We start from the raw sequence: 26,612 nt of genomic DNA on the forward strand, positions 1-26,612 counted from the left end.
GAATTATATGTTAAGGAGAGGTGAATAAGAATGGCAAATAAAGAGAACAAAAAAGAAATTGTAGAAGTAAGTGCACCTGCAACTGGGATGCAAGTTATTTTTCGAGAGTTTAAAAAAGATAAATTGGCAATGTTTTCACTTATAGCATTAGTAGTTGTTATTATTGGGGTTTTTTTATGGGCTTGGCGGATCGATGAACAAACTTTGATGCGAGTTAGTTTACGTGATAAATATGCTCCTCCGGGAGATAAATTCTTTTTAGGAGCAGACCAAGGAGGGAAAGATATTCTTGGGCAGCTTATAATTGGAGCTAAAAATTCAATTACAATCGCCATTTTTATTACAATTATTACTGGTGTATTCGGTATTGTTGTTGGTTTAATTTGTGGTTATTTCGGTGGATGGATCGATAATATTTTTATGCGAATTATTGACTTTTTCATTACTATACCTTCATTAATGTTAATAATCGTATTCGTTACGATTATTCCTAAATATTCAATTACGATGTTCATCCTAATTTTGAGTATTTTCATTTGGCCTCCTACTGCACGTCTTATACGAAGTAAGGCTTTGTCTGAAAGTAGACGTGATTATGTGAATGCGTCTAAAACGTTAGGAACTAAGGGATTCGTAATAATTTTTAAAGAAATAATGCCGAATTTAAGTTCTATCTTAATAGTTGAGATGACATTAAACTTTGCAGGAAACGTCGGTATCGAAACAGGTTTATCTTTTCTAGGATTCGGGCTGCCACCATCAACCCCAAGTTTAGGAACATTAATTAGTTATGCGAATAACCCACTTGTATTACAGGAAAAGTGGTGGGTATGGTTACCTGCATCTATCTTTATATTACTAATGATGTTAGGGATCAATTATGTAGGGCAGGCATTACGCCGTTCGGCAGATGCAAAACAACGTCTTGGCTAAAACCAGTACGAATTTGGTATTAAACGTTTATCGTTTGATATAGAAACAATAGAGAATAAAAAGGAGGAAATAGAAATGAATAAAAAGCTTTGGACATTATTTGCAGTACTTATAGCTTTCATGCTGGTACTTGGTGCATGTAACAAGGATACTGATGAGCCGGCAAAAGGTACTGATGAAGTCAAAAAAGAAGAAGGTAATAAAGAAGAAGGTAATAAAGAAGAACCTGCGGAGGAAGTAGCAGATGATTCAGCATTATTCCCATTAGAAGTAACGAATGATGGTGATGCAATTTCAGGCGGTATTTTAAAAGTGGCAATGGCAAAGGATGAGCCATTCCAAGGTATTTTCTCAGCAGAATTATATGAAGATGCTTATGATTCTGATATTATGGCTTTTTCAAGTAACTCTCTTTTTGGAACAGATGGAGACTTTTTATTAGATGATTCAGGAATTGCAAGTATGACTGTAGATCAAGCTAATAACAAAGTTACAATCAAAATCCGCGATGGTGTTAAATGGTCTGACGGTGAACCATTGAAGATTGAAGACGTTATTTATCCTTATTTAATCATTGGAAGCAAAGAATATACAGGTGTTCGTTATGACGCCAATTTCCAAAACATTGTTGGTGCTGAAGAGTACCATGATGGTAAAGCAGATTCAATCTCTGGTTTAGTAAAAGTTGATGAAACAACTTTAGAAATGTCATTAAAACAAATTTCACCAGCAATCTTTAGTGGTGGAGATGGAATTTGGACTTATGCTGCACCGAGTCATATTCTAAAAGATATTAAAATGGCAGATTTAGTAGAATCGGATGCGGTTCGTAAAAACCCTGTAACTTTAGGCGCGTTTAAATTTGACAAAATCGTACCAGGTGAATCAGTACAATTCGTAGCAAACGAAAACTACTGGAAAGGTAAACCAAAACTTGATGGTGTTTTAGTGAAAGTTGTACCAACAAGCTCAATTTCAGTTGCAATTGGACAAGGCGAATATGATATTGCATCAAGCTTTAGCGCTTCTAAAATGGAAGAAGTAAAAGACTTTGACAATATTGACATTCTAGGGCGTCAAGAACTTTACTATGCTTACCTTGGATTCAAATTAGGTAAATATGATAACGATAAAGGCGAAGTAATTACAGATCTTGCAGGTTCCAAAATGGGTGACGTGAAATTACGTCAAGCAATGGGCTATGCAATTGATGTAGAGCAAGTGGCAGAAGTATTCTATAATGGATTACGTGAACGTGCTAACTCTTTAATCCCACCAGTTTTCGCATCTTTCTATGATTCATCTATAGAAGGATATACGTTTGATCCTGACAAAGCGAAGGCATTACTAGATGAAGCTGGCTATAAGGATACTAATGGCGATGGAATTCGTGAAGATAAAGAAGGAAAACCTTTCGAAATTAAATTCGCTACAATGGCGGGTGACGATATCGCTGAAGATATTACGCAATTCTATTTACAAAACTGGAAAGACGTTGGTTTAAATGTAACGTTAACAACAGGTCGTACAATTGAGTTCAACAGCTTCTACGATAAAGTACAAGCGGATGACCCAGAAATTGATATTTTCATGGCTGCATGGGGAACAGGTACAGATCCATCACCAATGGGCTTATACTCTAAATCGGCACAATACAACTTTAGCCGTTTCTCATCAGATTTCTTAGAGAAAACATTAGCAAATATTGACTCTCCGGATGCATTTGATGCTGATTACCGTGCTGGACAATTCCGTGCGTGGCAAGAATACATGGCTGAAGAAGCTCCTGTAATTCCAACTATGTATCGTTACGAATTGGTTCCAGTTAATAAACGAGTTAAAAACTGGAATATAGACTATTCAAATGAATCTTACTCTAACTTACAAGACGTTGAATTAGTATCTGATTCTGCAGTTAAATCTTCAAAATAATTTAAAAATAAAAAACCGTTCCTAGACGAAAGTTTAGGAACGGTTTTTCATATGGTTTAAGAAGGATGTGATACATATTAGACTTTTACTCTTTTTAATCAGTTATGGATTAGCGGTAATCAGTTGTTCTCATTTAGTACTATATTTAAACTATTTAGCATTAGGACACTCTTGGAGCGCTTTAGCTCTGTTTATACTAAGTTCAAATGAATTTGTTTTGTTCTGTTTATCACTTTTTTCTTTATCGGTTATCGTCTTCTTCCGAGGCCCATTGCGGCTTCCATCTTAGACAAGGTTTGTTGTGCGAGCACATTCGCTTTTTCTGCCCCTCGATCTAAAATGTCATCCAACTCTGTAGAATGGAATAATTGTTCATAACGAGCTTGGATTGGTGCAAAGTGATCATTTATCACTTGAGCTACTGATGCTTTAAAATCACCGTATCCTTTTCCTTCGTACTTTTGTACAAGCGATTCGATCGATACGTTGGTTAATGCTGCTTCGATCGTTAGTAAATTGGAAACTCCAGGTTTTTTTTCCGGATCATAAGCAACAACGCCTTCAGAATCCGTTACAGAGCTTTTAATCTTCTTCTCAATTTCTTTTGGTGTGTCTAGAATACGGATGGTTGCTTTTAAGTTCGGATCGGATTTACTCATCTTCTTTAGAGGATCTTGAAGTGATTTAATTCGAGCTCCACTTTTAGGAAGTTGGATTTCAGGAATAGTAAGGACTTCTCCGTAGCGCTTATTAAATCTTTCTGCTAAATCGCGTGTTAACTCAACATGTTGTTTTTGGTCGTCTCCAACTGGAACGATATCAGTTTGGTACAAAAGAATATCAGCAGCCATTAATGGAGGGTATGTTAGTAAAGCAGCCGAAACTGCATCTTTTCCGTCAGATTTGTCTTTAAACTGTGTCATTCTTTCTAGTTCGCCAATATAAGACACACTTTGCATAATCCAACCAGCCTGTGCGTGTGCGGGTACTTCTGATTGAATAAATAGAGTAGATTTTTCTGGATCAATACCTACTGCAAGATATAAAGCAGCAAGTGAACGAATATGTTTACTTAGCTCCTGTGGATCTTGTGGAACTGTAATGGCATGCTGATCGACAATACAAAATATACAATTATAGTTATTTTGCAGAGTTATAAACTGTCTAAAAGCACCAATATAATTCCCGAGCGTGATAGTTCCTGTTGGTTGGACACCTGAAAATATTTTCTTCATCTTTTTTCCTCCTTAAAAATAAAAAAACATCATACATCCCTATAAAAAGGGACGAATGATGTATAATCCGTGGTACCACCCAGTTTGCTAAAAGTAATTTAGCCACTCTTCTTCGTAACGTGAAGGGGACGGTATATGCTACTTCAGGTTCACATATACTGCTCAAAAGTCCATTCTATTTGACTGTATGATCTGTTTGCACCAACCACAGACTCTCTACACATACAAATTCAAATATACTTCTCTCCGTCAAAGCATTTTGTATTGTTTTGAACATTATAGTATAGAAGAAACTCAAAAATCAAGCTGAAAACTTAACTATAATAAACAAACAATGCTATACACATACAAAGCAAACTAGATAATCCTAAAGCAATAATCGGCTTATATGAAAAAGAAAAGACTTCGGAAGGCAATCGCATTTTACTCGCTTCTTTTCTCATACGCTTAGGCGTAAAAACCTTTCTAGAACTTTCTGTGAAAAAGTCAAAAAAACCTCCAGCAACAACATAAGACATTAAACCGAAGAACGTAATTAATCCTCCTGCATAGAACGACATATTAGCATATGAAATTAGGTTTATTTTTCCATAAAATAAAAACATTAGTACGAAAATGATGAGTTGTAAACTTAAAAAATAAATAATTTTTGTTTTCATATTTCACCTCTACAAGAATAGATTATAAAAGATAGGAAATAAATAATCAAAATTTTAGTTAATAATTGTAAAAAGAATAAAAAACCCTTTCCAAAGATTCACAATTGTTAGGACAATGTAATGATTTTGTTATAACATTGTAAAAATTATAGTAAAAAACCTGTACAAGTTATGAGGAAAATGTATAATAAGTATTGTAATGAATTTGTCTGAAAATTTAAAGGGGGTAATTATTTTGAAAAAAAGCAAATTTTTATGGCTTTTTAGCTTTATGTTAGTTCTTAGTCTTTTCCTTGCTGCATGTGGCGGTAAAGAAGAAGGTACTAAAACTACAGAAAAAGAAAAAGAAAAAGAAGATCCAAAAACAACAGAAGAGGTAGCGGCTCCTGATGAAGACCAAGTTCTTAATATAATTCAGACTGCAGAAATTCCAACTCTGGATACATCTTTAGTAACTGACGCTGTTGGTTTTGAAGTTCTTAACAACATCGGCGAAGGATTATATCGTTTGAATGAAGAAAACGTTGCAATTCCTGCAATTTCTGATGGTGAACCTACTATTTCAGAAGACGGATTAGTTTACACATTTAAAATCCGTGATGCGAACTGGTCTGATGGTTCTCCTATTACAGCGAATGATTTTGAATATGCTTGGAAACGTGCTATGAACCCAGATACAGCATCTGAATATGGTCCATACATGATGAATGGTGTTCTTAAAAATGCTACTGATATTTCTGAAGGAAAAGTTGATTTCAATGAACTTGGTGTAAAAGCTCTTGATGAAAAGACTTTAGAAGTAACACTTGAAAAACCAATTCCTTACTTCTTATCATTAATGTCATTTGGAACATACTATCCACTTAAAGAAGAATTTGTTAAAGCACAAGGTGATAACTATGCGAAAAATTCAGAATCATTACTTTACAACGGTCCATTTACACTTACTAATTGGGATGGAACTGGTTTAACTTGGAAGCTTGTTAAAAATGATCAGTACTGGGATAAAGATACTGTGAAACTTACAGAAGTTAATTATGACGTAATAAAAGAAGTTGCTACTGCAGTTAACCTTTATACTCAAGGCGATATAGATAAAGTTGCCCTTTCTGGGGATTTTGCACTGCAATATGCTGATGATCCAGAAACACAAGTTGAAGCAGACACAGCTGTTTATTGGTTCAAATTTAACCAAGAGCGTCTTGGCAAAAAATCGCCATTAGCAAACATTAACATTCGTGAAGCTATTTCAAAGGCTTTTAACAAAGAGGATTTAACATCAGTTGTTTTAGCTAATGGTTCTTTTCCAGCTAATTTCATGATTCCAAAGGATTTCTCATTTGATGCAGACGGTAATGACTTCCGTGATGTAAACGGAGATATGTCTACATTCAATGTAGAAGAAGCACAAGCAGCATGGGAAAAAGGTTTAGCTGAATTAGGTGTGAAAGATCTTTCTTTAGAAGTTCTTGGTGGAGACACTGAAACTGCTAAAAAGATGGATGAGTATTTAAAAAATCAATTAGAAACTAACTTGCCTGGATTAAAAGTTTCACTTAAAGAAGTACCTTTCTCAGTTCGTCTTGATCTTGATACAAAACAAGATTATGATATTCAAGTTGCTGGATGGGGTCCTGACTATCAAGATCCATTCTCATTCTTAAGCTTATGGGAAACTAAAGGTGGAAATAACCAAATGTCATATTCAAATCCTGAATATGATCAATTATTAAAAGATATCAATGGTTCATTAGCACTTGATCCTGAAAAACGTTGGGAAGCAATGGCTAAAGCAGAAAAAATCATCGTTGAACAAGATCATGCTATTGCACCTATTTATCAACGTGGTAAATTACTTCTTGTAAAACCATATGTAAAAGGTATTATTGCACACCCATTCGGTGGAGACTATAGCTTCAAATGGGCTTACATCGAAGGTAAAAAATAAGCGTATCAAGTCCTAAAAATCTCATAGGTAGAGAGTATATGGTATCCACTGGGGCCATATACTCTCTTTTTAAATGAAGCAGAATTTACTAAATATTTTATTTATAATTTTTGGTTTTGACAATTACTAAGCTTTTCTGTTTAGATATAGATAGATTAAAATAATTTGATAGAACATATTTTATTTAGGAGGTGCAAAGATGGCGAAATATATTATTCGACGTGTCATTTATATGTTTATAACCTTTTTCCTGATTGCAACAGCAACATTTTTCTTAATGAAGGCGCTTCCAGGGTCCCCGATTAGCTCAGCTCCAAAACTATCCCCTTCCCAACTTGCGATGGTGGAAGCGAAATATGGATTAGATCAGCCGGTAGCAGTTCAATATGGTAAATACATGATTAACTTAGCAAAAGGTGATTTAGGTAACTCATTCCAATTCAAGAATGCGAGTGTGACAGACTTAATTGTAAAACGTATGGGACCTTCTTTTCTAATTGGATCTCAAGGATTAATATTAGGTGTTGCGATTGGTATCTTGTTAGGGATGATTGCTGCCTTAAGGCAAAATACGATTTGGGATTATGGTAGTACACTTATAGCTATCATTGGTATCTCTATTCCATCTTTTGTTTTTGCAACAATGCTTCAATATTGGCTTGCAGTAAAATTGGATTTATTCCCTGTAGCGTTATGGAAAGACGGTTGGATGTCCAGCGTGCTCCCTTCCATAGCATTAGCAATGGGTCCACTCGCTACAGCATCTCGTTTTATTCGAACAGAAATGATAGACGTGTTAAGCTCAGATTACATTACACTAGCAAAATCTAAAGGGGCAAGTGGATTTGAAGTGGCATTTAAGCATGCTTTCCGTAATGCTCTAATACCTCTTGTAACAGTTTTAGGGCCTTTAGCAGCCGGATTAGTTACAGGATCGCTTGTAATTGAAAAAATATTTGCAATCCCAGGTATTGGTGAGCAATTTGTTAAATCGATCGTCTCTAATGACTTCTCTATTATCATGGGTACAACTTTGTTCTTCTCTGCGTTCTTAATTGTTATAATATTCGTAGTAGATATTCTTTATGGAATAATCGATCCACGTATACGTTTGTCAGGAGGTAGTAATTAATGAGTAAAGATACAAAAAATTTACCTACTGATTCATTTGAAAGAATTCACATTGATAGTACCCATGCAGAGCGAATTTCTAAACCTAGCATGAGTTTTTGGCAAGATGCTTGGTTGCGTATTCGTAAAAATAAAGCTGCAATCGTAAGTGTGTTCATTTTGGCATTTATCATCATCATGGCTTTTGTCGGACCAATGATAGGTCCACATGATGCTGAAACCCAAACAATTACCCATGCTAACTTGCCTCCAAAAGTTCCGGGACTTGAAAAACTTGGAATATTTGATGGTGTTGGAAAATTAGGTGGAAAAGAAGTCGATTTATATAAAATGAAAAAAGTAGATACGTATTATTGGTTTGGTACAGATGGTCTAGGGCGTGATATGTTCTCACGTGTTTGGAAAGGTACTCAAATTTCATTATTTATTGCATTTGTGGCAGCTTTAATCGATATGCTTATTGGTGTTGCTTACGGAGGAATATCTGGATTTTACGGTGGTCGTGTGGATGATATTATGCAACGTATTGTTGAAATTCTTTACGGTATCCCGACTCTAGTAATTGTAATCCTGATGATTCTTTTCATGGAACCAGGACTTACGGCGATTATTATTGCAATTACGATTACTGGATGGATTGGTATGTCACGGGTTGTACGTGGTCAAGTATTAAAATTTAAAAATCAGGAATTTGTTCTAGCATCTCGAACTTTAGGTGCAAGTAATGGACGAATCATTTCAAAACATATTTTACCTAATATTATTGGGATTATTATTATTAACACGATGTTCACCATACCAAGTGCAATTTTCTTTGAAGCCTTTCTAAGTTTTATTGGATTAGGCCTACAGCCACCAACTGCATCATTAGGTACACTTATTAATGACGGATACAGTCTCATTCAATTCCAACCACATGTTTTATTGTTTCCTTCGATTATTTTAAGTTTACTAATGATTGCATTTAACTTATTAGGTGATGGATTACGTGATGCATTTGATCCTAAGATGAAAGACTAAAGGGGGAAAGCCAAATGGAAAAAATATTAGAAGTTAAAGACCTAGAGCTTTCCTTCCATACTTTTGCAGGAGAAGTTAAAGCTATTCGTGGGGTAAATTTCGACTTATTAAAAGGAGAAACCCTTGCAATTGTTGGAGAGTCTGGTTCTGGTAAGTCAGTTACGTCGAAGTCAATTATGCGATTGTTACCTGAACATAGCTCAGAGTTTAAAAGCGGTCAAATTTTATTTAATGGAAAAGATTTAACAAAGCTAACTGATAAAGAAATGCAGAAGATCCGCGGGAAAGATATTTCGATGATCTTCCAAGATCCAATGACATCTTTAAATCCAACCATGACAATAGGCAAGCAAATTATGGAGCCTATTTTGAAACACCGAAAAGTTAGTAAAGCAGAAGCTCGAAAAGTAGCTGTCGATTTACTACGTTTAGTTGGTATGCCAAAACCGGAAGCACGTATTAAGCAATATCCACATCAATTCTCTGGTGGCCAACGCCAACGTATTGTAATTGCAATTGCACTTGCGTGTAATCCGCAAATTCTTATTGCAGATGAGCCAACAACAGCACTTGACGTGACAATTCAAGCACAAATTTTAGAATTAATGAAGGATCTCCAGAAGAAAATCGATACGTCGATTATCTTTATTACACATGATCTTGGTGTTGTAGCAAACGTAGCAGACCGAGTAGCCGTCATGTATGGTGGACGAATTGTGGAAATTGGTACAGTAGATGAAATTTTCTATAATCCACAACATCCATATACTTGGGGTTTATTAAGTTCAATGCCTTCACTAGATGTGGAAGAAGAAAAGTTGTATGCAATTCCAGGTACACCACCAGATTTATTGTCTCCACCAAAAGGGGATGCTTTTGCATTACGTAGTGAATATGCACTTAAAATAGATTTAGAAGAGGCTCCACCTTTCTTTAAAGTTAGTGATACTCATTATGCAGCAACTTGGTTATTACATCCGGACGCTCCTCAAGTAGAGCCTCCAGTTTCTGTAATCGAACGAATGAAAAAATTTCCAGGAAGTCGTTATTATGATGGACCGGAAGGAGGTGCTTACTAATGGCTGAAAAATTACTAGAAATTAAAAATTTAAAACAATATTTCAATCAAGGTAAGCCAAATGAAGTTCGCGCCGTAGATGATGTAAGCTTTGATATTTATAGAGGTGAGACATTAGGTATCGTTGGTGAATCAGGTTGTGGTAAATCAACAACAGGCCGTTCAATCATTCGACTTTACGATGCTACAGATGGCGAAGTAATATATGATGGTGTCAACGTACATGACAAAAAATCTAAAAAAGATTTAAAAATTTTCAATCGTAAAATGCAAATGATATTCCAAGATCCGTATGCTTCTTTGAATCCACGTATGAAAGTATTGGATATCATTGCAGAAGGACTAGATATTCATGGACTTGTAAAAAATCCGAAAGAACGAAAAGAACGCGTGGTTGAGCTATTAGAAACAGTTGGTTTAAATCGTGAACATGCGGATCGATATGCACATGAGTTTTCAGGGGGGCAACGTCAACGTTTAGGTATTGCAAGAGCACTTGCGGTAAATCCTGAATTTATTATTGCGGATGAGCCAATTTCTGCATTGGACGTTTCGATTCAAGCACAGGTTGTAAACTTATTAAAAGAATTACAAAAGGAAAAAGGATTAACGTATTTATTCATTGCGCATGATTTATCGATGGTAAAATATATCTCTGACCGTATTGGAGTTATGTATTTTGGGAAATTGGTAGAGCTTGCACCTGCAGATGATTTATACAATAATCCGCTACATCCTTATACGCAGTCACTATTATCTGCAATTCCGCTTCCTGATCCAAATTATGAACGTACTCGTGTTCGTAAATCTTACGATCCGGCTTCTCATAATTATCAAACAGGTGAAGAAATAGCAATGCGTGAAGTAACACCAGGGCATTTTGTTTATTGCTCAGAAAAAGAATTTGAAACGATGAAGGCTATTTCACAGTCTCGTCTTTAACAAAAAGTAAGAAAAAAACGGTCATTCTTAATTGAATGACCGTTTTTTTTTGAAGAAAAAGAAACTATATAAATTTCCGCGAACAGGTTATTTTCCGCTATAGATGGACGCTTACCAGGGGGCAAGAATTAAACAGCTTCCTATAAAGAAAGAAAGTATACTTCTGCGAAATAATCAACAGGTACTTTCCATTGTTTATCAATAGGGCAAGTGAAAGCTGAAAAAATAGATAGTATCCATTGATAAAGAAGCGCTGAGCGGATGATATTGCACCTTCGTCCGCTTTTAAAAGAATAGGAAAGCTAAACTCTCACGAGCCAAATTACTACTGTGATAGTGTAGCTGAGGTTTAGTCCAAAGCACTCGAGAAATAGAAAAGACCAGGTGCACATAAAGAACGCTAGCATTTTTCTTTAGTGCACTTCCTAAACCTCGAAGTCTTAGTAGAATTATCCTTTCTTTTAATTGGTATAATTGATAAAATGATGAAGTGTAGGGGAAAGGGAGGATTATTAATAGATGAATTCGATTAAATGGTTAGCTTCATTGAGTATATTTGCAACTTTATTAATTCCAATTTCTGTTTTTGCTGAGGTGAATTTGTTTTCCAATAATTTCTCGACGAAAGAATTCAGTTTTGTGGCAATAGATGAGTCCATCGTTTCTTCATCTAAATTATTTGTTTACGACTCCGGACTTACTTTTGAATATCCCGATGCTGTAAGAGGAGTATATGTAACTGGACATTCGGCAGGGGGTTCCAGGTTTAACGATTTATTGAAATTGATGGACACTACAGAATTAAATGCAATGGTAATTGATATTAAAGATGATTTTGGAAACTTAACATATGTCCCAAATGAGGAATCTTCCTTAGCAAAGTATAATATTGGAAAACCATACATAAAAGATCCTCGTGCAATGCTTAAAGTGATGGAGGAAAAGAAAATCTATCCCGTTGCGCGGATCGTTGTTTTTAAAGATACAGAACTGGCAGAAAGTAAACCGGAATTGTCATTCATCGATGGAGATGCGGTTTGGAAAAATAGACGAGGAGAGGCCTTTGTTAACCCGTTTTTACAAGAGGTATGGGATCATAACGTAGAAATAGCCATTGAGGCAGCAAAAATGGGCTTCAAAGAAATACAATTTGACTATGTTCGTTTCCCTGAAGGATTTGAAAAAAGAGAAAATACTCTTAAGTACTCGTTTGGGAAGTATGAATCATCTGAGCTTGATCCAGTACAACGACGTGTGCAAGCTGTAACAGATTTTGTCGCTTATGCAAGAGAAAAATTGAAACCGTATGGAGCACAAATTTCAGTTGATATATTTGGATATTCTGCAACACTTCCAGAGGCACCAGGCATTGGACAAAACTTTTCTAAAATCTCGGAAAATGTGGATGTCATTTCATCGATGATTTATCCAAGTCACTGGACATCCTATTTTGGTATTAAAAAACCAGATTTAGAACCATACCGTTTAGTTCAAGAATATGCAAAAGTAGAAAATGCTAAATTAGCAGAGTTAAAAAATCCACCTGTTTCACGTCCGTGGATTCAAGACTTTACCGCTTCTTACTTGGGTGCTGGGAATTATCAAACATATGGCAAAGCGCAAGTAGACGCACAAATTAAAGCTCTGAAAGAAGCGGGAATAAACGAATACTTACTGTGGAATGCTGGAAATAGGTATACACCTGGTGTTGACTATACACCTTGAACTAAAGGAAAAAAGACATAAAAATAAAAATTTTATGTCTTTTTTTTATTTTTATGAAACTTTATTTCATGGAAAACGTATTATTTAATAGAACAGTCATTTTCAATTTGTATTTTTAATTGAGAATGTTACTAATTTATTTGTTATAAGATGTTTAAAGCAGAAACGAGATGGGTATAAGATGAATAGATGAATTATTTAGCTTTTAAGTTCAAGAGTAGCTTATATTTTCTTCAGAATTGTGACAGGGTTCTTAAATAGTAAATTTTTTCTTCTAAACATATTTTAAATAACTAAAAATTGGTGTATACTTTAAAAGTAAAACATTACATTAAACTAATTATAATCTACTTTATATAACACAATGACTAATTGAAAGGAAGTGTTTTTATTGATGGTAACATTATTTACTTCACCTAGTTGTACTTCATGTAGAAAAGCAAAAGCGTGGTTGGAAGAGCATGATATTCCATATACAGAGCGTAACATTTTTTCTGAACCACTTAGTATAAGTGAAATAAAGGAAATTTTAAGAATGACTGAAGACGGGACAGATGAAATCATATCTACTCGTTCTAAAATATTCCAAAAATTAAACGTCGATGTGGAAAGTCTTCCACTTCAACGACTATATGAGTTAATCCAAGAGTATCCAGGGTTATTACGTCGACCAATTATTTTAGATGAAAAACGCCTACAAGTTGGGTATAACGAAGATGAAATACGTAGATTTTTACCAAGAAAAGTTCGTGCTTACCAACTACTGGAAGCACAACGTCTTGTTAACTAAATGCAAACTAAGCTGATTGTTTTTCAATGAAATTTGAAAAACAATCAGCTCTTTTAAAGGCGTTAAAATGTGTATCTTTTTTATGTGAAACGCATGATGGTCAAAGGCAAAGCCTAGATTATATCTTGTGTTTTTTTTAATTTTTACTTGCTTTATCATACGAACTTTCTTACAATTCATATAATCGCGTTATTATTATAAAAAGGTGAGCAGGATTCCTTTTCTTTTTTTGTTAAACAACATACAATAGTAGTAGACATTGCAAAAGGTGAGACGGTAAGAAGCGAAAGGAGATGTGTTAAATGGATATCGAGCGTATCAATGATAACACTTTCAAAGTATACATTTCATACATCGACATTGAAGAAAGAGGCTTCAGCCGAGATGAAATTTGGTTTAACAAAGATAAGAGCGAGCAGCTTTTTTGGGAGATGATGGATGAAGTTCATGATGATGATCATTTTGAAGAGTTAGATGGTCCATTATGGATACAAGTTCATGCGATGGAAAAAGGGTTGGAAGTGATTGTCACCCGAACGGAAATGTCCAAAGGGAACGATCAATCGGAATCAAGTTTTGAAGTGGAAGACATTACAGGGAAAATTTTCAAAAATGGTACAAATTCTATAGATCCTCATGAGTTTGAAGATTTCCCTAATTATATGGATGATTTAGACGAGTTGCCATCGGATTATACATTTGTTTTTGACAACTTTGATGATATCCTTCCATTGGCAAAAAAATTAGATAAAAAGAGTATACAGTCATCGCTCTATCATTATGAGAATAAATATTATTTAAATATCTATTTCAACTTTGATATGAATGAAATTGTTACTATCTTAGATACTTTAAGCATAATATCAGAATTTGCTAGCCGTACTAACAAGACAATTCATGTTATTCAAGAATACGGGAAAGAAATTATAGCAAACGATGTATTTAACGAACTCAACAAACATTTTTAAACCTTCCTTAAAAAGAAGGTTTTTTTATTTTGAAAAAATACATATTATTTCTTTTTATCTTTTCAACTAATTGCACTTGCTTTTTAGACAGAAAATTCGTACATTTATAGGGAGGAGGTGTTAACAATCTTAACAGCGGTTACGAAGCATGGTCATCTTTTTATCCCTGCGAGGTATTCCACAGAACGACTATCGGAAATAAAAAATACTACTACTTTTCTATGTATACAATGCCAGGAAAAGGTCATTTTAAAAAATGGGATGATTAATATTCCGCATTTTGCTCATAAAAGAAAATCGGAATGTTCCTATTCATTTTCAGAAGGAGAAACGGAAGATCATCTTAATGGAAAACTTCAGTTGTACGATTTTTTTAAGCGTCTTCATGTCCAAACACAATTAGAGCCATTCCTACCATCCATTAAACAGCGACCAGACATATTAATAAGTTGGAAAGAAACCATGTTTGCTATTGAATTTCAATGTAGCCCAATTTCAGCTCTTGTCATAAATGAGCGCTCTAAAGGATATCAAAATCATTCCATACTCCCAATATGGATATTAAGAACTCCACCAAGTCATGAGTTTCCCCATCATGAAATAGGAATTATGAAATTATCAGCATTTAGGCAACAATTTTTCACCTCAAATCCCACATATGGTAAAACAATAATCACTTATTGTCCACAAACAAAGTATTTTCACTATATATCTAACATCCTTCATATACGTTCAAACACCTTCATTGTAAAGAGCAAAAAACTTCCAGTAGACGATCAAACATGGCCATTTGCCCTTGTTAAACGTCTTTCAAAAATTGAATATGAAACATACTTAAAAATCTATCGTTATCAGCGTTTTAGGCATTTAGAAAATATGTATTTCCATAATAAAAAAGGGATACAATCATCCTTTTTACGTGTATGTTATAGATGGCAATTATATCCCAAAAAGCTTCCGTTGTTTATCGGGATTCCAACAGCATACGCCGAGGCATTTCATGTGCATGCAGTCGAATGGCAAATCCAGTTGATCGATTATTTGAATTTCATCAATGTTTCCATCCATCAAGTTACAGACGCTCACTGCGAGTCTTTTCTTTATGTTCGCTCAATTGGGCCAACAGCGAAAGGTCAAAAATTAAAAGCGGTACAAGCCTATATTCATCTTTTGCAATCTTGTGTTATTAAGTCAGATTCGGTAGTATATTTGTCGAAAATGAACTTTTCTAAAATGAATGAGTTGTTATATAGAGATTTTCTTGCAAATTGATTAGAAAATTGAGAAAATAGAAAGTGATTCGAATTTCGAAACAAATGGAAGGGGAGTTTACTTTGACAACCGACACTAAGAACAAAATATTAACAAGAGAAGAAGTAGGGCAACATTTAACATGGAAATTAGAAGATATTTTCGCTTCAAATGATGTATGGGAAAATGAATTTAAAGAAGTATCAGCATTATCTCAAAAAGCTGCTTCTTTCCAAGGAACAATTGGAAATGGTGCGGATGCTTTATTAGCAGTTTTAACATATCGGGATGAACTAACTGGACGCTTACGTAAGTTATATTCATATGCACATATGCGCCATGACCAAGATACTGCTAACAGCGTGTATCAAGCTATGGAGAGTCGTATTAAATCCCTTTATGTAAAGGTTTCAACGGAGTTATCTTTTCTTGTACCAGAAATACTTTCCATTGATGAGGTTATCATTATTGAGTATTTAACGAAGAATGACGATTTAAAAGTATACAGTCAACTACTTGAAGAGATCAATAAAGAACGTCCTCATGTGCTTTCTCAAGAACAAGAAGCATTACTTGCACAGTTTTCGGAAATTGCAGGGGCATCTTCGGATACGTTCGGTAAGTTAAATAACGCAGACTTAGAATTTCCATCTATCAAAGACGAAGAAGGAAATGAAGTGCAACTGACTCACGGAAGATATTCTCGCTTTTTAGAAAGTGAAGATGGACGAGTTCGCGCAGATGCATTTAAAGCAGTGTATGATACGTATGGAAAGTTCCGTAATACATTTGCATCCACTTTAACAGGAAACGTAAAAGGGGATAATGTAAATGCCAGAATTCGTAACTATTCATCTGCTCGGGAAGCGGCGATGTCACAAAATCATATTCCAGAAAGTGTCTATGATAATTTAGTAGGAACTATCAATAAAAACGTTCATTTACTTCATAAATACGTAGGATTACGTAAAAAAGTGTTAGGTCTTGAGGAACTTCATATGTGGGATTTATATACACCACTTGTAAAAGAAGTAAAAATGGAATTTACTTATGAAGAAGCTTGTGAAACAATGCTGAAAAGCTTTGAACCACTTGGTGAAGAGTATGTAGCTATTGTGAAAAAAGGCTTGCAAGATCGTTGGGTAGATGTTGTGGAAACAAAAGGGAAGCGTTCAGGGGCATACTCATCAGGTACTTATGGAACAAACCCTTATATTTTAATGAACTGGCAAAATAACGTGAATAATCTTTTCACACTTGCACATGAATTTGGGCATAGTATGCATAGTTACTATACTCGTGCAAACCAACCTTATGTATATGGGGACTATTCCATTTTCGTAGCAGAAGTCGCTTCAACTTGTAACGAAGCTTTGTTAAATGATTACTTATTAAAAACGATTGAAGATCCAAAAAAACGCATTTACTTATTAAATTACTGGTTAGAAGGTTTCCGTGGAACTGTTTTCCGCCAAACTATGTTTGCAGAGTTCGAGCATATCATTCATCAGCTTGATCAAGATGGGGAAGCCCTGACTTCAGATAAGCTAACAGAGGAATATTATAAGTTAAATAAAAAATACTTCGGTGATGAAATTGTCATTGATGAGCAAATTGGATTAGAATGGACGCGAATTCCGCATTTCTATTACAATTACTATGTTTATCAATACGCAACTGGCTTAAGTGCTGCAACAGCACTTAGCAATCAAATCCTAACAGAGGGTAAACCAGCAGTAGATCGTTATATTAATGAATTCTTAAAGGCCGGATGCTCAGATTATCCAATTGAGGTACTGAAAAAAGCTGGTGTTGATATGAACACTGCTGCTCCAATAGAAGAAGCATGTCGTGTCTTTGAAGAAAAACTAAATGAGCTAGAACAATTACTGTTAGGAGAATAATAACGAAGGTCTGGCATTTGCCAGACTTTTTGTATTGTTGGAACGAATGTATTTAGTAAAAGTTAGACGTCTTATGTATGACGATTTTGTGAAATGAGTATCTAATATATTGTATTTCTTAATTTGACATGTTAAAGTAAGAGTGTGAAATAAATCACAAGATAACATACACCCCTTTGTTTGAACGTGAACATTTCTCCCATCCCCTTTGTAAATAGAAACTACCCTTTCCTCAATCGGAGGAAGGGGCAGTTTCTTTTTTTTAGGAATAAGAATGTATATGAAATTGATATACTAGAAATCCAGTATTCACAACGACTTGAAGTCCTGTCTTATAGCAAGTCTCTTATGCAGGATCTCCCATATAAATAAATTCATACCCGGATATAGAGCTCTGGTATTCACTTTCTGCGGGGTCTCATCTGTCTCGCTGATGAGGACACTGAAAAAGTCACTATTATTCAAAAAATTAAAATGAAATCCCATATTTACATCAATTTTCAGGGTGTTTGTGGAGATGTAAGACCAATTATGAGGTAAATATACTTCTCAAGTGGTGACTTTGTTTTCCGAGTTTTGGTTTTTCAGTGCCCTCTCGCTGATCCTGCAGGAGTCTCATACCGCCGAACTAAATCCTAGTTTGTATAGAAAAGAATCATCTAATAGTTTCCTTAAGAGATACAAAAGTAGAGGAAATAAGCTGCAAGGTAAGTTCTAGATGTAGAGGGTCTCGGTTATGGGTTATCCGGTCTCGAACAGACATTTAATGGGAAAAATATTTGTTTTTTAATCTAGTAACAGAAAAGCAGCCTAATTTCGAGAATTAGGCTGCTTTTATTTATTTTAATCGCCATAAAATGGTATCTTGTAAAACGATTTTTTCTACTTCTTGAAGTAAAAGACGTTTTTTCAATTCACGTTCTGCTTGTTGTTCTGAAATATTATAATAGCAAGCTATTTCACTAGTAGTTAATGAATGAAAACGGTAAAATAATTTTTCTAGAGTTGGAGGTTGTTGTTTTTGTGGTTCTTCATAAAGCATTTCTTGTAAAATTTGAACATATATTTCATATGGATAAATGCCGGATACTTTAATACCTTCGTCTTCAATATTTTCGTTAAAAAAAACGATACTTGGAAAAGAAGTTACTTGCATTTCGCTAGTTATGGATAAATCATTTTGGAAAGAACGCGCACATTCCTTCGATTGGAAGTCAATCGTGAATTCATCAACATCAATATTGACTTCTTTCGCAAGATCTATAAGTATAGAAAAAGAGGTTACATTTTTTGTTTTCAAAAAAAGATGTTCTTGTATTTTATTGAAAAAACGAAGAGCAGCTCTTTTTCCCTGAAACTCTGCAGCTTTTACTGCAATAGAAGGCAGTACAGGGTGTTCTAAATCGGAAAAGTCACACTTACTTTTTAAAATTTGTTCATTTTGCTTATTGCAAACGGAATTCAACTTATTTAGTTTCGTACTAAGTACAGTGCGAATGGTAAAATACTGTCCATACTCCACTTGCAATTTCCGAATGATTGGTTGCAAATCCCAGCAGGCTGAACAAAGAGGATCAAGAAAAATATACATTTCAATTGGCTTGTTCAAGAAGGAAGGAGCAATCGTTTCAGACGGAATTTGAATTCTTGTCACATTTTTTCCTCCTCATGATTCATTTCATTGACCATGTGGTTGGCAGTAAGTTCAAGTCTTCTATAAAAATCACGACGGAATTTGCCTTCAAGACCTACTTTATCCATCGCATCACTCATGCAAGCAAGCCATGCTTCGGCGCGTTGTGGAGTGATTGGAAATGGATTATGGCGCATCTTCATCATTGGATGTCCGTGTTCTTCTGTATATAAATTAGGTCCCCCTAAATATTGAGTTAAAAATTGTTTTTGCTTTCGTGCTGTTTCCGTTAAATCATCTGGAAAGATTGGCTTAAGCTTAGGGTGGTTTGCTACATTTCCATAAAATGTATCGACTAACTGTGATAATTTATCTGCACCGATTTCATCGTAAGGAAGTTTTGGGTTTTCTGTCATTTTCGTTACTCCTTTGCTTTGCTCTATTTACATTCTATCAATCAGCTACAAATATCTCAAACAATTAGACTGTATTCAATTTTAGAGTCAAAAAAAACGACCATTGGTAATGGTCGTTTTCTCGCTATGCGTTAAAATAGTTCATGACTTTATTCACATAGTTTTGGGTTTCTTTATAAGGCGGAATGCCGTCATGCTTTTTTACGGCTCCAGGTCCAGCGTTGTATGCAGCAAGTGCTGTTTCAACATTTCCATTAAATTGGTTGAGCATTTGGCTTAAATATTTTGCGCCGCCCATAATATTTTCTTCCGGATCAAACAGATTATTAACCCCTAAATATTTTGCTGTTCCAGGCATTAATTGCATCAATCCGGAGGCACCAGCTGTACTAACAGCAGAAGCATCAAAGTCAGATTCTTGCTTTATAACCGATGAAATAAGTTTTTCAGGGATATTAAACTTTGCTGCTGCTCGTTGTATTATATCATCATAATTAGAGGGTGAAGAACTAGTTGATGTATAAGATGAAAGAGCGCTTATTAAACTATCATTTTGAAATGAGCTATTAGGTGGAATAAATACGGAACTGTTTCCGTTGTAATAGAGAGAGGATTCCTTATTGGAAGAGGTATCACTGTCACTATCTTGAAGAACCTCTCCAAGTAACTCTGAAAACAAGGAAGAACCGTTTGAACTTTGGGAACTTTGAACTGCTCCTAAAGATTGCATTGCATTTATCTCCATTAATGTTTTTAATGATTGAATATCCACAAGGTATCAACCTTTCAACGAATTTTTATAGTTTACGAGTCGTGCAATCTTTTTATCGGCTTGTCGAATAGGAATATGAAGCGTTTTTAATAAATGAATAAACACTTTTTGCCCATTTTCGACATCTTTACTCTCATATTCTACTTCAAAATCCTCCGTTTGGCTATAAATGGAATGGTCAAAGAATAAGATGCCATTTTCATAATTTAATTGTGCGCGATGTGTTTGGATGCTCCCAAAACATTCAAGTGGTTCTTCATTTTTTATTTGCTCGAGAAACGTTACAGTTGGAAATTGTAAGTTAGTTAGAATGGCATCCTTCTCTACATTGGATAATAATTGTGTTGTTTCAATCATAATATGCTCTTGTTCCGGAACTTTCAGCGTTAATTCGTTTCGGGATGGTAATACACGTAATCGAAAGCCCATTTTCTTTTCTTTAAAGTAGTGACCGGGTGTATCAAAATAATAGTTTGTTTGTGTTTGAAAGTCAGAAGGTTTTATTTCAAAATAGGTTACGAGCTGTTGAAATTCGTCCTTTGTCAGCAAATTCTTAAATTCAATCTCTTTTTCGGTATGCATTAATTCACGACCTTTCATATTATTTCTATTATAGACCGTTTGCAATGGGATTCAATATGTTAAAATAGTGGGAGAATGGACAGAAAGGAAAGATATATTTGCCTATTACATATAATGTGCACAGTGGCGTGCAATTAGAGAATGATATTCGATTTACACTTGATGAAAACCCAAAGATAGAAAATATACTAGCTGGAGGACAAATGATAACAGATTCGGATACTTTAACTTTTATCTACCTATTAGAAGATGAAACAGGTTATCATTATTTAAAGTTCGGACAAGATGTGTGGCCAATGCTAGTAAGTACACTAAAAGCAACGGATGATCCAACGCTTCAATTTGGAGAGGCAGTGTTGACTTTGCATAAGTTTAGAGAAGAACTTGAAATGCTTATTTTCAATATTGAAGGAAATGATAACTACGGTGCTGAATTTTCACAAGCAGTAGAAAATGCATTTGAAGAGATTCTAAAAGCATAGAAAAGACGTGTGAAAGAGAGGTGTCGCTTATGGGGCAATGGGAACGTTTTTTAGAGCCGTACAAGCAAGCAGTTTCTGAGTTGAAAATAAAGCTTAAAGGAATGCGCACACAATTCGAAATTGAAAATACCAATTCTCCAATTGAATTTGTTACAGGGAGAGTAAAACCATTAGCGAGTATTTATGACAAATCACTTGGAAAAGGAATTGTATTCGAACCTTCTGATTCATTGGCGAATGAAATTCCAGATATTGCAGGCCTACGAATGATGTGTCAATTCGTCGATGATATCGAAACAGTCGTGGAAATGCTACGTGGGAGAAAAGATTTAACAGTCGTTGAAGAGCGAGATTATATTTCCAATAAAAAGCAAAGTGGGTATAGATCTTATCACATGATTATTGAATATCCGGTTCAAACAATACATGGTGAGATAAATATATTAGCTGAAATACAAATTCGGACGCTTGCTATGAATTTTTGGGCCTCAATCGAGCATTCATTGAACTATAAATATAAAGGTCTTTTCCCAGAAGAAATTAAAAAAAGATTGCAATTTGCGGCAGAAGCAGCATTTCGTTTAGACGAAGAAATGTCGTTAATACGAGGAGAAATACAAGAAGCCCAAAAATACTTTAGTGCAAACAAAGAATTATCCACTCCAAGGATACATGAAAGTAAAACGGAAGAGAGGCGCAAACTTTGAAATTTTTCATACAGTCTCGAAATGATGATCTATCGAATAATTTAATGCAAAATGCCAAAGCATATTTAGTGGATTTTGGTCTCGTTTTAGATGAGGAAAATCCGGATATCGTTTTATCCATTGGTGGAGACGGAACATTGTTACATGCTTTTCATAAATATAAGCATTTAACATCATCTGTTGCATTTGTTGGTATTCATACTGGTCATTTAGGCTTTTATGCGGACTGGAAACCAGCGGAGATAGAGAAACTAGTCATTAGTCTTGCAAAAAAAGAATTTGAAGTGATTGAATATCCACTACTTGAGGTGACGATTAATTACCGTCATGGGGAAGACAGTTCCGTTTATCTTGCAGTAAATGAGTCTACAGTTAAGTCTCCGGATGTCACTTTAGTGATGGATGTAGAACTGAACGGTAGTCATTTCGAACGTTTCAGGGGAGATGGACTATGCATGTCCACACCATCTGGAAGTACTGCGTATAATAAAGCATTGGGCGGTGCTATTGTTCATCCATCACTAGAAGCAATGCAACTAGCCGAAATTGCTTCCATAAATAATCGGGTGTTCCGTACAGTTGGGTCTCCTCTCGTTTTACCTAAGCATCATTCTTGTTTATTGAAACCAGTAAAAGGTCCCGATTTCATGGTTACGGTGGACCATTTGCAATTATTGCATAAAGACGTTCAGTCCATTATGTACAGAGTTTCAAATGAAAAAATACGTTTCGCTCGTTTTAGAGCATTTCCATTTTGGACAAGAGTACATGATTCATTTATCGATAGTGATCTTGAAAGATGAAAAAAAATCAAATAAGTTTAGCTTTTGAAGTGAAAGAAAAAAGACTTGTATTAAGAGATGCTATCAAAGAATATGGTATATCAAAAAAAGCATTGACGAGTATTAAATTTGATGGCGGTAAAATTCTAGTTAACGGTGAAGAAAAAACAGTTCGACATATGCTAGAAATAGGGGACGTCGTAACAATTGTTTTTCCAAATGAGAAGAAAAGTGAAGGATTGATCGCAGAGCAAGGAGAATTCCCCATTCTATTTGAAGATGACCATTTACTAATACTTGTGAAAAAAACTGGGATGAGTACAATCCCTTCCAGGGAGCATCCACAAGGTACAATTGCAAATTACGTAGCTGGTTATTTGGAGGAAAGTGGATTAACTTCTACCGTTCATATAGTTACGAGATTAGACAAAGATACTTCTGGGATTATTTGCATTGCTAAACATCGTCATGCACATCATTTATTAAGTGAGATGCAAAAAAAACGTGCTATTTTTCGAACATATGAAGCTATTGTTCATGGTCATGTGAAAGAAGATCAGATGATAATAGATGCACCTATTGGTCGTAAAGACGGTAGTATCATTGAACGAGTGATTTCACCTGATGGAAAAAATGCAAAAACAACTGTTCAAGTATTAAAGCGATTTTCTGTTCATGGAGAGAACATATCACATGTAAGATTAGAGCTACATACTGGAAGGACACATCAAATACGTGTGCATATGATGTCAATTGGACACCCATTAATAGGAGACGATTTGTACGGAGGATCTCGTTTGTTGATTAATAGACAAGCTCTTCATGCGAAGGAATTAGGTTTTATTCATCCCTTTACAAATGAAGTTATTCAGATTCAAGCACCATTTCCACAAGATATGGTTGAAATACTAGTATAATCTCTTACTAATAGAACCTGAATACAGGGAATATTAGTAGGTTTTTTTATTTGAATTTGCCAGGGAATAATTAGGGAAAAGTTTTGAGTTAGATATAACTATAGCTGGTAAAATTAGTATTTTTGTTTTTCTTTAGGTTGCTTAATCGCTTTACACCCCATACAATATATAAGAATAACCGCGGAAAGGAGTGAGAAATGTGAAAGAAGAGATGAACCAACTCCAATTAGAAGAGTCGCACTTAATAGAGCTTTTAACCAATGATGTAATGGAAGAATTTAGAGCTGAGTTTATGCAGCTTCACCCATATGATCAATCGTTATTTTTTGAAAAGGTGGAGCCTGAAATACGAAAGAAAATCTTTCACTACCTCTCACCCAAGGAAATGGCGGAAATTTTTGAAGCGACAAAGTTTGATGAAGAGCATTATGAGTATTATTTAAAAGAGATGGATACAACATACGCTGCTGATATGCTTTCTTATATGTATGCTGATAATGCAGTGGACGTGCTAAATGAATTAGGGAAAGACCAAGTAGCTAGTTATTTAAGTATAATGGATGAGGAGTCTGCGCAGGAAATAAAAGACCTTCTACATTATGAAGAATACACTGCTGGTTCTATCATGACGACAGAATATGTAGCAATTCCCGAAACGTCTACTTGTCGTTCTGCAATGACTATTTTGCGAAATGAAGCGCCGAATGCAGAGACAATTTATTATTTATTTGTTGTAAATGAATCCCATCAGCTAACAGGTGTCATTTCATTACGTGATTTAATCATTGCAGATGAAGATACGCTTATTAAAGAGATTATGAATGAACGTGTAGTAAGTATTTTAGTTAGTGAAGACCAAGAAGAAGTAGCTCGTACGATAAAAGATTACAATTTCCTTGCAGTACCAGTTGTTGATTTTGAACAGCATCTTCTCGGCATTGTAACTGTAGATGATATTATCGACGTTTTAGATGAAGAAGCATCAGATGATTACTCTAAACTTGCTGGGGTTTCTGACATGGATACATTTGATAAAAGTCCTTTTCAAGCAGCTAAGAAGAGACTACCTTGGCTTGTAATTCTATTGTTTTTAGGAATGATGACTGCAAATCTAATGAGTATTTTTACAGAAACATTATCGAAAGTAGCATTGCTTGCCGTTTTTATTCCTTTAATATCAGGGACAGCTGGTAATAGTGGAACGCAGTCATTAGCTGTAGCTATTAGAGGAATTGCAACTGGTGATATTGAAGAGGAAAGTAAGTTGAAATTATTATTACGTGAAGCAGGAACAGGACTAATAACTGGCCTATTATGTGCAATACTAGTCGTAGGAATCGTTTTCTTTTGGCAACATAACTTGGTAATTGGTTTGTTAGTTGGAGCAGCACTACTTGGTTCAATTTTTGTTGCAACAATTGGAGGCTCCTTTATTCCATTATTAATACACCGTATGAAAATTGATCCAGCTGTCGCATCAGGTCCTTTTATTACGACTATTAATGATGTAATTAGTATTTTAATCTATCTTGGACTTGCGACATTATTTATCTCTTCTATATCATGAATAGACGTTTTTCACACTTTCAACTTTAGGTGCATAAAGTAAAGGAAAAAGGATGTGTCTGTGAATTCTTTCAATGATCCTTTACTTTATATAAAAGGCCCACCTGTTTTTCATTTATATCCGATAACCTCCATCATACAGATGGAAACAGAGATGGAAATGGAAGTACCGATGGATGTACCAAAGAAAGTGCAAGACGAAAGTACCTCGATATATGAAATACGTACCAGTATGTCTAAGAAAACTCTTGCAATTTTAGAAAAGTTGACGTTTCTAGCAAAACCATTTCAACGAAGAGCATATCGTCCACTTGTTTTTCATGTGGCAGGTGGCGTGTATCTTCAAGGAGAAGTAGAGAAAGTGGATGATGAGTTTGTCACTTTTTTGGTTGGATCTGAAGAAACTATTACCTATCGGGTAGATCAAGTTGAAAAAATAGTTTGGCGTGGAACCGAAATGAAGTGAATCAAAAAAACTATCCTGAGAAGGATAGTTTTTTTATTATCATTAGTATAGAATTTTTTACTCAGTGACTGTCCAGCTTGTAATCATTTTTTAACACACATTCCTACGTCAGCAATATTTGGGGCACTCGCGCTTCTTTTATATAAATGCACAGTAAAACCGTCCGGGACATTCCCGAACGGAGTAGACACTGCAGGGAAAACGATTAGTCACATACATCTAAAAATACGTCTGCTACACATTCAATTGCACAGAAACAGTTAAGGTCGACAGTGATACAGCTACCTGTTAATGCAAAATTTCGTACTTCACAAAGTTTTCTTAAATTAAGTTTAGTTCCATCGACATTCAATAAATCGACTTCACGTCTTTCATTATTCAGTGGCTCTAGAACACGTAGAGTTGCGCAGCAGCTATCAAAAATATCCTCTACTCGGAAAAAGACTGAAATACAATCGTGATCACAAATATCTCTGTCGCGGAAAAACGCTTTAAAAGGAGTACCATCTTCAGTTAGAAGCATAAAAACACGGGTGTCCGCTTGGTGACGACGAGCTGGGCTAACAAGACCTCCAAGAGGTTCTAAAAAACAATTTGTTGGACAAAAATCACAATCATTTGACACTGCTTGGTCTTGAATATCTTTAATTGCACGGACTACATCGCAAACACAGCGACGATCTCCTTTTACTTCTGTTACGTCTTCAATTCTTCCACATCCCATTAAATTTCACCTCCTCTTTCTCTCTTTCTACTTTATGTAGCTTCTTCAT

General features: G+C 35.1%; 25 protein-coding genes and 1 other annotated feature. Of the genes, 18 read left to right on the plus strand and 7 right to left on the minus strand.

The window, feature by feature from the left end:
* Window positions 1-30: 30 nt before the first annotated feature.
* Together ACEPXD_RS04905 and ACEPXD_RS04910 are read left to right on the plus strand one after the other, a co-directional pair.
* The gene (locus ACEPXD_RS04905; protein WP_391120482.1) at window positions 31-933 is read left to right on the plus strand and encodes an ABC transporter permease; all 903 of its coding nucleotides are present in this window, start codon (window positions 31-33) and stop codon (window positions 931-933) included.
* A 75-nt stretch (window positions 934-1,008) separates the two neighbouring features.
* Complete coding sequence (locus ACEPXD_RS04910; RefSeq protein WP_391120484.1) at window positions 1,009-2,865, plus strand: oligopeptide ABC transporter substrate-binding protein; 1,857 nt, start codon at window positions 1,009-1,011, stop codon at window positions 2,863-2,865.
* Window positions 2,866-3,113: 248 nt separating this feature from the next.
* On the opposite strand, the gene trpS is transcribed toward ACEPXD_RS04910, so the two are convergent.
* Both trpS and ACEPXD_RS04920 read right to left on the minus strand, forming a co-directional pair.
* Entirely contained in the window at window positions 3,114-4,100 is a 987-nt protein-coding gene (trpS, locus tag ACEPXD_RS04915) for a tryptophan--tRNA ligase (protein WP_391120485.1), read from the minus strand.
* Between the two features lie 44 nt (window positions 4,101-4,144).
* Window positions 4,145-4,362, minus strand: a binding site (T-box leader).
* Between the two features lie 52 nt (window positions 4,363-4,414).
* A complete protein-coding gene (locus ACEPXD_RS04920; RefSeq protein WP_391120487.1) occupies window positions 4,415-4,759 on the minus strand; it encodes a DUF3899 domain-containing protein in 345 nt (114 codons plus the stop codon).
* Window positions 4,760-4,994: 235 nt separating this feature from the next.
* Here ACEPXD_RS04920 and ACEPXD_RS04925 point away from each other — a divergent pair, with 235 nt between their 5' ends.
* The 10 genes from ACEPXD_RS04925 to pepF all read left to right on the plus strand — a co-directional run bounded on the left by ACEPXD_RS04925 (window position 4,995) and on the right by pepF (window position 17,516).
* Window positions 4,995-6,707, plus strand: a complete 1,713-nt coding sequence (locus tag ACEPXD_RS04925) for a peptide ABC transporter substrate-binding protein (RefSeq protein ID WP_391120489.1) — start codon at window positions 4,995-4,997, stop codon at window positions 6,705-6,707.
* 199 nt (window positions 6,708-6,906) lie between these two features.
* Window positions 6,907-7,839, plus strand: a complete 933-nt coding sequence (gene opp3b / locus ACEPXD_RS04930; protein WP_391120491.1) for an oligopeptide ABC transporter permease — start codon at window positions 6,907-6,909, stop codon at window positions 7,837-7,839.
* Window positions 7,839-8,858, plus strand: coding sequence for an oligopeptide ABC transporter permease (gene opp3C, locus ACEPXD_RS04935; RefSeq protein ID WP_391120493.1), 1,020 nt, complete (start codon window positions 7,839-7,841; stop codon window positions 8,856-8,858). The genes opp3b and opp3C overlap by 1 nt, the downstream gene beginning before the upstream one ends.
* Window positions 8,859-8,872: 14 nt before the next feature.
* The gene (locus ACEPXD_RS04940; protein ID WP_391120495.1) at window positions 8,873-9,937 is read left to right on the plus strand and encodes an ABC transporter ATP-binding protein; all 1,065 of its coding nucleotides are present in this window, start codon (window positions 8,873-8,875) and stop codon (window positions 9,935-9,937) included.
* Window positions 9,937-10,878, plus strand: coding sequence for an ABC transporter ATP-binding protein (locus ACEPXD_RS04945; protein WP_391120497.1), 942 nt, complete (start codon window positions 9,937-9,939; stop codon window positions 10,876-10,878). The genes ACEPXD_RS04940 and ACEPXD_RS04945 overlap by 1 nt, the downstream gene beginning before the upstream one ends.
* 519 nt (window positions 10,879-11,397) lie before the next feature.
* The gene (locus ACEPXD_RS04950; RefSeq protein ID WP_391120499.1) at window positions 11,398-12,603 is read left to right on the plus strand and encodes a putative glycoside hydrolase; all 1,206 of its coding nucleotides are present in this window, start codon (window positions 11,398-11,400) and stop codon (window positions 12,601-12,603) included.
* A 394-nt stretch (window positions 12,604-12,997) separates the two neighbouring features.
* Window positions 12,998-13,393, plus strand: a complete 396-nt coding sequence (gene spxA / locus ACEPXD_RS04955) for a transcriptional regulator SpxA (protein ID WP_053590237.1) — start codon at window positions 12,998-13,000, stop codon at window positions 13,391-13,393.
* A 302-nt stretch (window positions 13,394-13,695) separates the two neighbouring features.
* On the plus strand, window positions 13,696-14,361 hold the full coding sequence (gene mecA, locus ACEPXD_RS04960; RefSeq protein ID WP_391120501.1) for an adaptor protein MecA: 666 nt from the start codon (window positions 13,696-13,698) through the stop codon (window positions 14,359-14,361).
* Window positions 14,362-14,478: 117 nt separating this feature from the next.
* Window positions 14,479-15,633: a competence protein CoiA gene (locus tag ACEPXD_RS04965; protein ID WP_391120503.1), complete on the plus strand. Its 1,155-nt coding sequence runs from the start codon at window positions 14,479-14,481 to the stop codon at window positions 15,631-15,633.
* A 62-nt stretch (window positions 15,634-15,695) separates the two neighbouring features.
* Window positions 15,696-17,516 (plus strand): oligoendopeptidase F, encoded by a 1,821-nt coding sequence (pepF, locus tag ACEPXD_RS04970; protein WP_391120505.1) that lies wholly within the window; start codon window positions 15,696-15,698, stop codon window positions 17,514-17,516.
* Between the two features lie 838 nt (window positions 17,517-18,354).
* Here pepF and ACEPXD_RS04975 read toward each other — a convergent pair.
* From ACEPXD_RS04975 to ACEPXD_RS04990, 4 genes are all read right to left on the minus strand, one after another.
* Window positions 18,355-19,170 (minus strand): DsbA family protein, encoded by an 816-nt coding sequence (locus tag ACEPXD_RS04975; protein WP_391120507.1) that lies wholly within the window; start codon window positions 19,168-19,170, stop codon window positions 18,355-18,357.
* The gene (locus ACEPXD_RS04980) at window positions 19,167-19,565 is read right to left on the minus strand and encodes a globin (RefSeq protein WP_151699196.1); all 399 of its coding nucleotides are present in this window, start codon (window positions 19,563-19,565) and stop codon (window positions 19,167-19,169) included. The genes ACEPXD_RS04975 and ACEPXD_RS04980 overlap by 4 nt, the downstream gene beginning before the upstream one ends.
* 124 nt (window positions 19,566-19,689) lie before the next feature.
* On the minus strand, window positions 19,690-20,337 hold the full coding sequence (locus tag ACEPXD_RS04985; protein ID WP_391120509.1) for a lytic transglycosylase domain-containing protein: 648 nt from the start codon (window positions 20,335-20,337) through the stop codon (window positions 19,690-19,692).
* 6 nt (window positions 20,338-20,343) lie between these two features.
* On the minus strand, window positions 20,344-20,937 hold the full coding sequence (locus tag ACEPXD_RS04990) for a CYTH domain-containing protein (protein ID WP_391120511.1): 594 nt from the start codon (window positions 20,935-20,937) through the stop codon (window positions 20,344-20,346).
* 80 nt (window positions 20,938-21,017) lie between these two features.
* Here ACEPXD_RS04990 and ACEPXD_RS04995 point away from each other — a divergent pair, with 80 nt between their 5' ends.
* The 6 genes from ACEPXD_RS04995 (at window position 21,018) to ACEPXD_RS05020 (ending at window position 25,839) form a co-directional block, all read left to right on the plus strand.
* The gene (locus ACEPXD_RS04995; RefSeq protein ID WP_391120513.1) at window positions 21,018-21,401 is read left to right on the plus strand and encodes a hypothetical protein; all 384 of its coding nucleotides are present in this window, start codon (window positions 21,018-21,020) and stop codon (window positions 21,399-21,401) included.
* 29 nt (window positions 21,402-21,430) lie between these two features.
* Complete coding sequence (locus ACEPXD_RS05000) at window positions 21,431-22,108, plus strand: GTP pyrophosphokinase family protein (protein WP_391120515.1); 678 nt, start codon at window positions 21,431-21,433, stop codon at window positions 22,106-22,108.
* Complete coding sequence (locus ACEPXD_RS05005; protein WP_391120517.1) at window positions 22,105-22,911, plus strand: NAD kinase; 807 nt, start codon at window positions 22,105-22,107, stop codon at window positions 22,909-22,911. The genes ACEPXD_RS05000 and ACEPXD_RS05005 overlap by 4 nt, the downstream gene beginning before the upstream one ends.
* The gene (locus ACEPXD_RS05010; protein ID WP_391120519.1) at window positions 22,908-23,807 is read left to right on the plus strand and encodes an RluA family pseudouridine synthase; all 900 of its coding nucleotides are present in this window, start codon (window positions 22,908-22,910) and stop codon (window positions 23,805-23,807) included. The genes ACEPXD_RS05005 and ACEPXD_RS05010 overlap by 4 nt, the downstream gene beginning before the upstream one ends.
* A gap of 211 nt (window positions 23,808-24,018) precedes the next feature.
* A complete protein-coding gene (gene mgtE / locus ACEPXD_RS05015; protein ID WP_391123020.1) occupies window positions 24,019-25,374 on the plus strand; it encodes a magnesium transporter in 1,356 nt (451 codons plus the stop codon).
* Between the two features lie 60 nt (window positions 25,375-25,434).
* The gene (locus ACEPXD_RS05020; RefSeq protein ID WP_391120521.1) at window positions 25,435-25,839 is read left to right on the plus strand and encodes a hypothetical protein; all 405 of its coding nucleotides are present in this window, start codon (window positions 25,435-25,437) and stop codon (window positions 25,837-25,839) included.
* 205 nt (window positions 25,840-26,044) lie between these two features.
* Here the strand turns inward: ACEPXD_RS05020 and ACEPXD_RS05025 are convergent, their stop codons facing one another.
* On the minus strand, window positions 26,045-26,563 hold the full coding sequence (locus ACEPXD_RS05025) for a CotY/CotZ family spore coat protein (protein ID WP_391120523.1): 519 nt from the start codon (window positions 26,561-26,563) through the stop codon (window positions 26,045-26,047).
* Between the last annotated feature and the right edge of the window lie 49 nt (window positions 26,564-26,612).

This window comes from Psychrobacillus sp. L3 (assembly GCF_042945595.1).
In the GTDB taxonomy this organism is placed as follows: Bacteria; Bacillota; Bacilli; order Bacillales_A; family Planococcaceae; genus Psychrobacillus.

Bases quoted from the DNA above. Each gene is read 5' to 3' on its own strand.
- ACEPXD_RS04905 (WP_391120482.1), top strand. From the start codon at position 31: ATGGCAAATAAAGAGAACAAAAAAGAAATTGTAGAAGTAAGTGCACCT.
- ACEPXD_RS04910 (WP_391120484.1), top strand. From the start codon at position 1,009: ATGAATAAAAAGCTTTGGACATTATTTGCAGTACTTATAGCTTTCATG.
- trpS (WP_391120485.1), bottom strand. From the start codon at position 4,100: ATGAAGAAAATATTTTCAGGTGTCCAACCAACAGGAACTATCACGCTC.
- ACEPXD_RS04920 (WP_391120487.1), bottom strand. From the start codon at position 4,759: ATGAAAACAAAAATTATTTATTTTTTAAGTTTACAACTCATCATTTTC.
- opp3b (WP_391120491.1), top strand. From the start codon at position 6,907: ATGGCGAAATATATTATTCGACGTGTCATTTATATGTTTATAACCTTT.
- opp3C (WP_391120493.1), top strand. From the start codon at position 7,839: ATGAGTAAAGATACAAAAAATTTACCTACTGATTCATTTGAAAGAATT.
- ACEPXD_RS04940 (WP_391120495.1), top strand. From the start codon at position 8,873: ATGGAAAAAATATTAGAAGTTAAAGACCTAGAGCTTTCCTTCCATACT.
- ACEPXD_RS04945 (WP_391120497.1), top strand. From the start codon at position 9,937: ATGGCTGAAAAATTACTAGAAATTAAAAATTTAAAACAATATTTCAAT.
- ACEPXD_RS04950 (WP_391120499.1), top strand. From the start codon at position 11,398: ATGAATTCGATTAAATGGTTAGCTTCATTGAGTATATTTGCAACTTTA.
- spxA (WP_053590237.1), top strand. From the start codon at position 12,998: ATGGTAACATTATTTACTTCACCTAGTTGTACTTCATGTAGAAAAGCA.
- mecA (WP_391120501.1), top strand. From the start codon at position 13,696: ATGGATATCGAGCGTATCAATGATAACACTTTCAAAGTATACATTTCA.
- ACEPXD_RS04980 (WP_151699196.1), bottom strand. From the start codon at position 19,565: ATGACAGAAAACCCAAAACTTCCTTACGATGAAATCGGTGCAGATAAA.
- ACEPXD_RS04990 (WP_391120511.1), bottom strand. From the start codon at position 20,937: ATGAAAGGTCGTGAATTAATGCATACCGAAAAAGAGATTGAATTTAAG.
- ACEPXD_RS05000 (WP_391120515.1), top strand. From the start codon at position 21,431: ATGGGGCAATGGGAACGTTTTTTAGAGCCGTACAAGCAAGCAGTTTCT.
- ACEPXD_RS05010 (WP_391120519.1), top strand. From the start codon at position 22,908: ATGAAAAAAAATCAAATAAGTTTAGCTTTTGAAGTGAAAGAAAAAAGA.
- mgtE (WP_391123020.1), top strand. From the start codon at position 24,019: ATGAACCAACTCCAATTAGAAGAGTCGCACTTAATAGAGCTTTTAACC.
- ACEPXD_RS05025 (WP_391120523.1), bottom strand. From the start codon at position 26,563: ATGGGATGTGGAAGAATTGAAGACGTAACAGAAGTAAAAGGAGATCGT.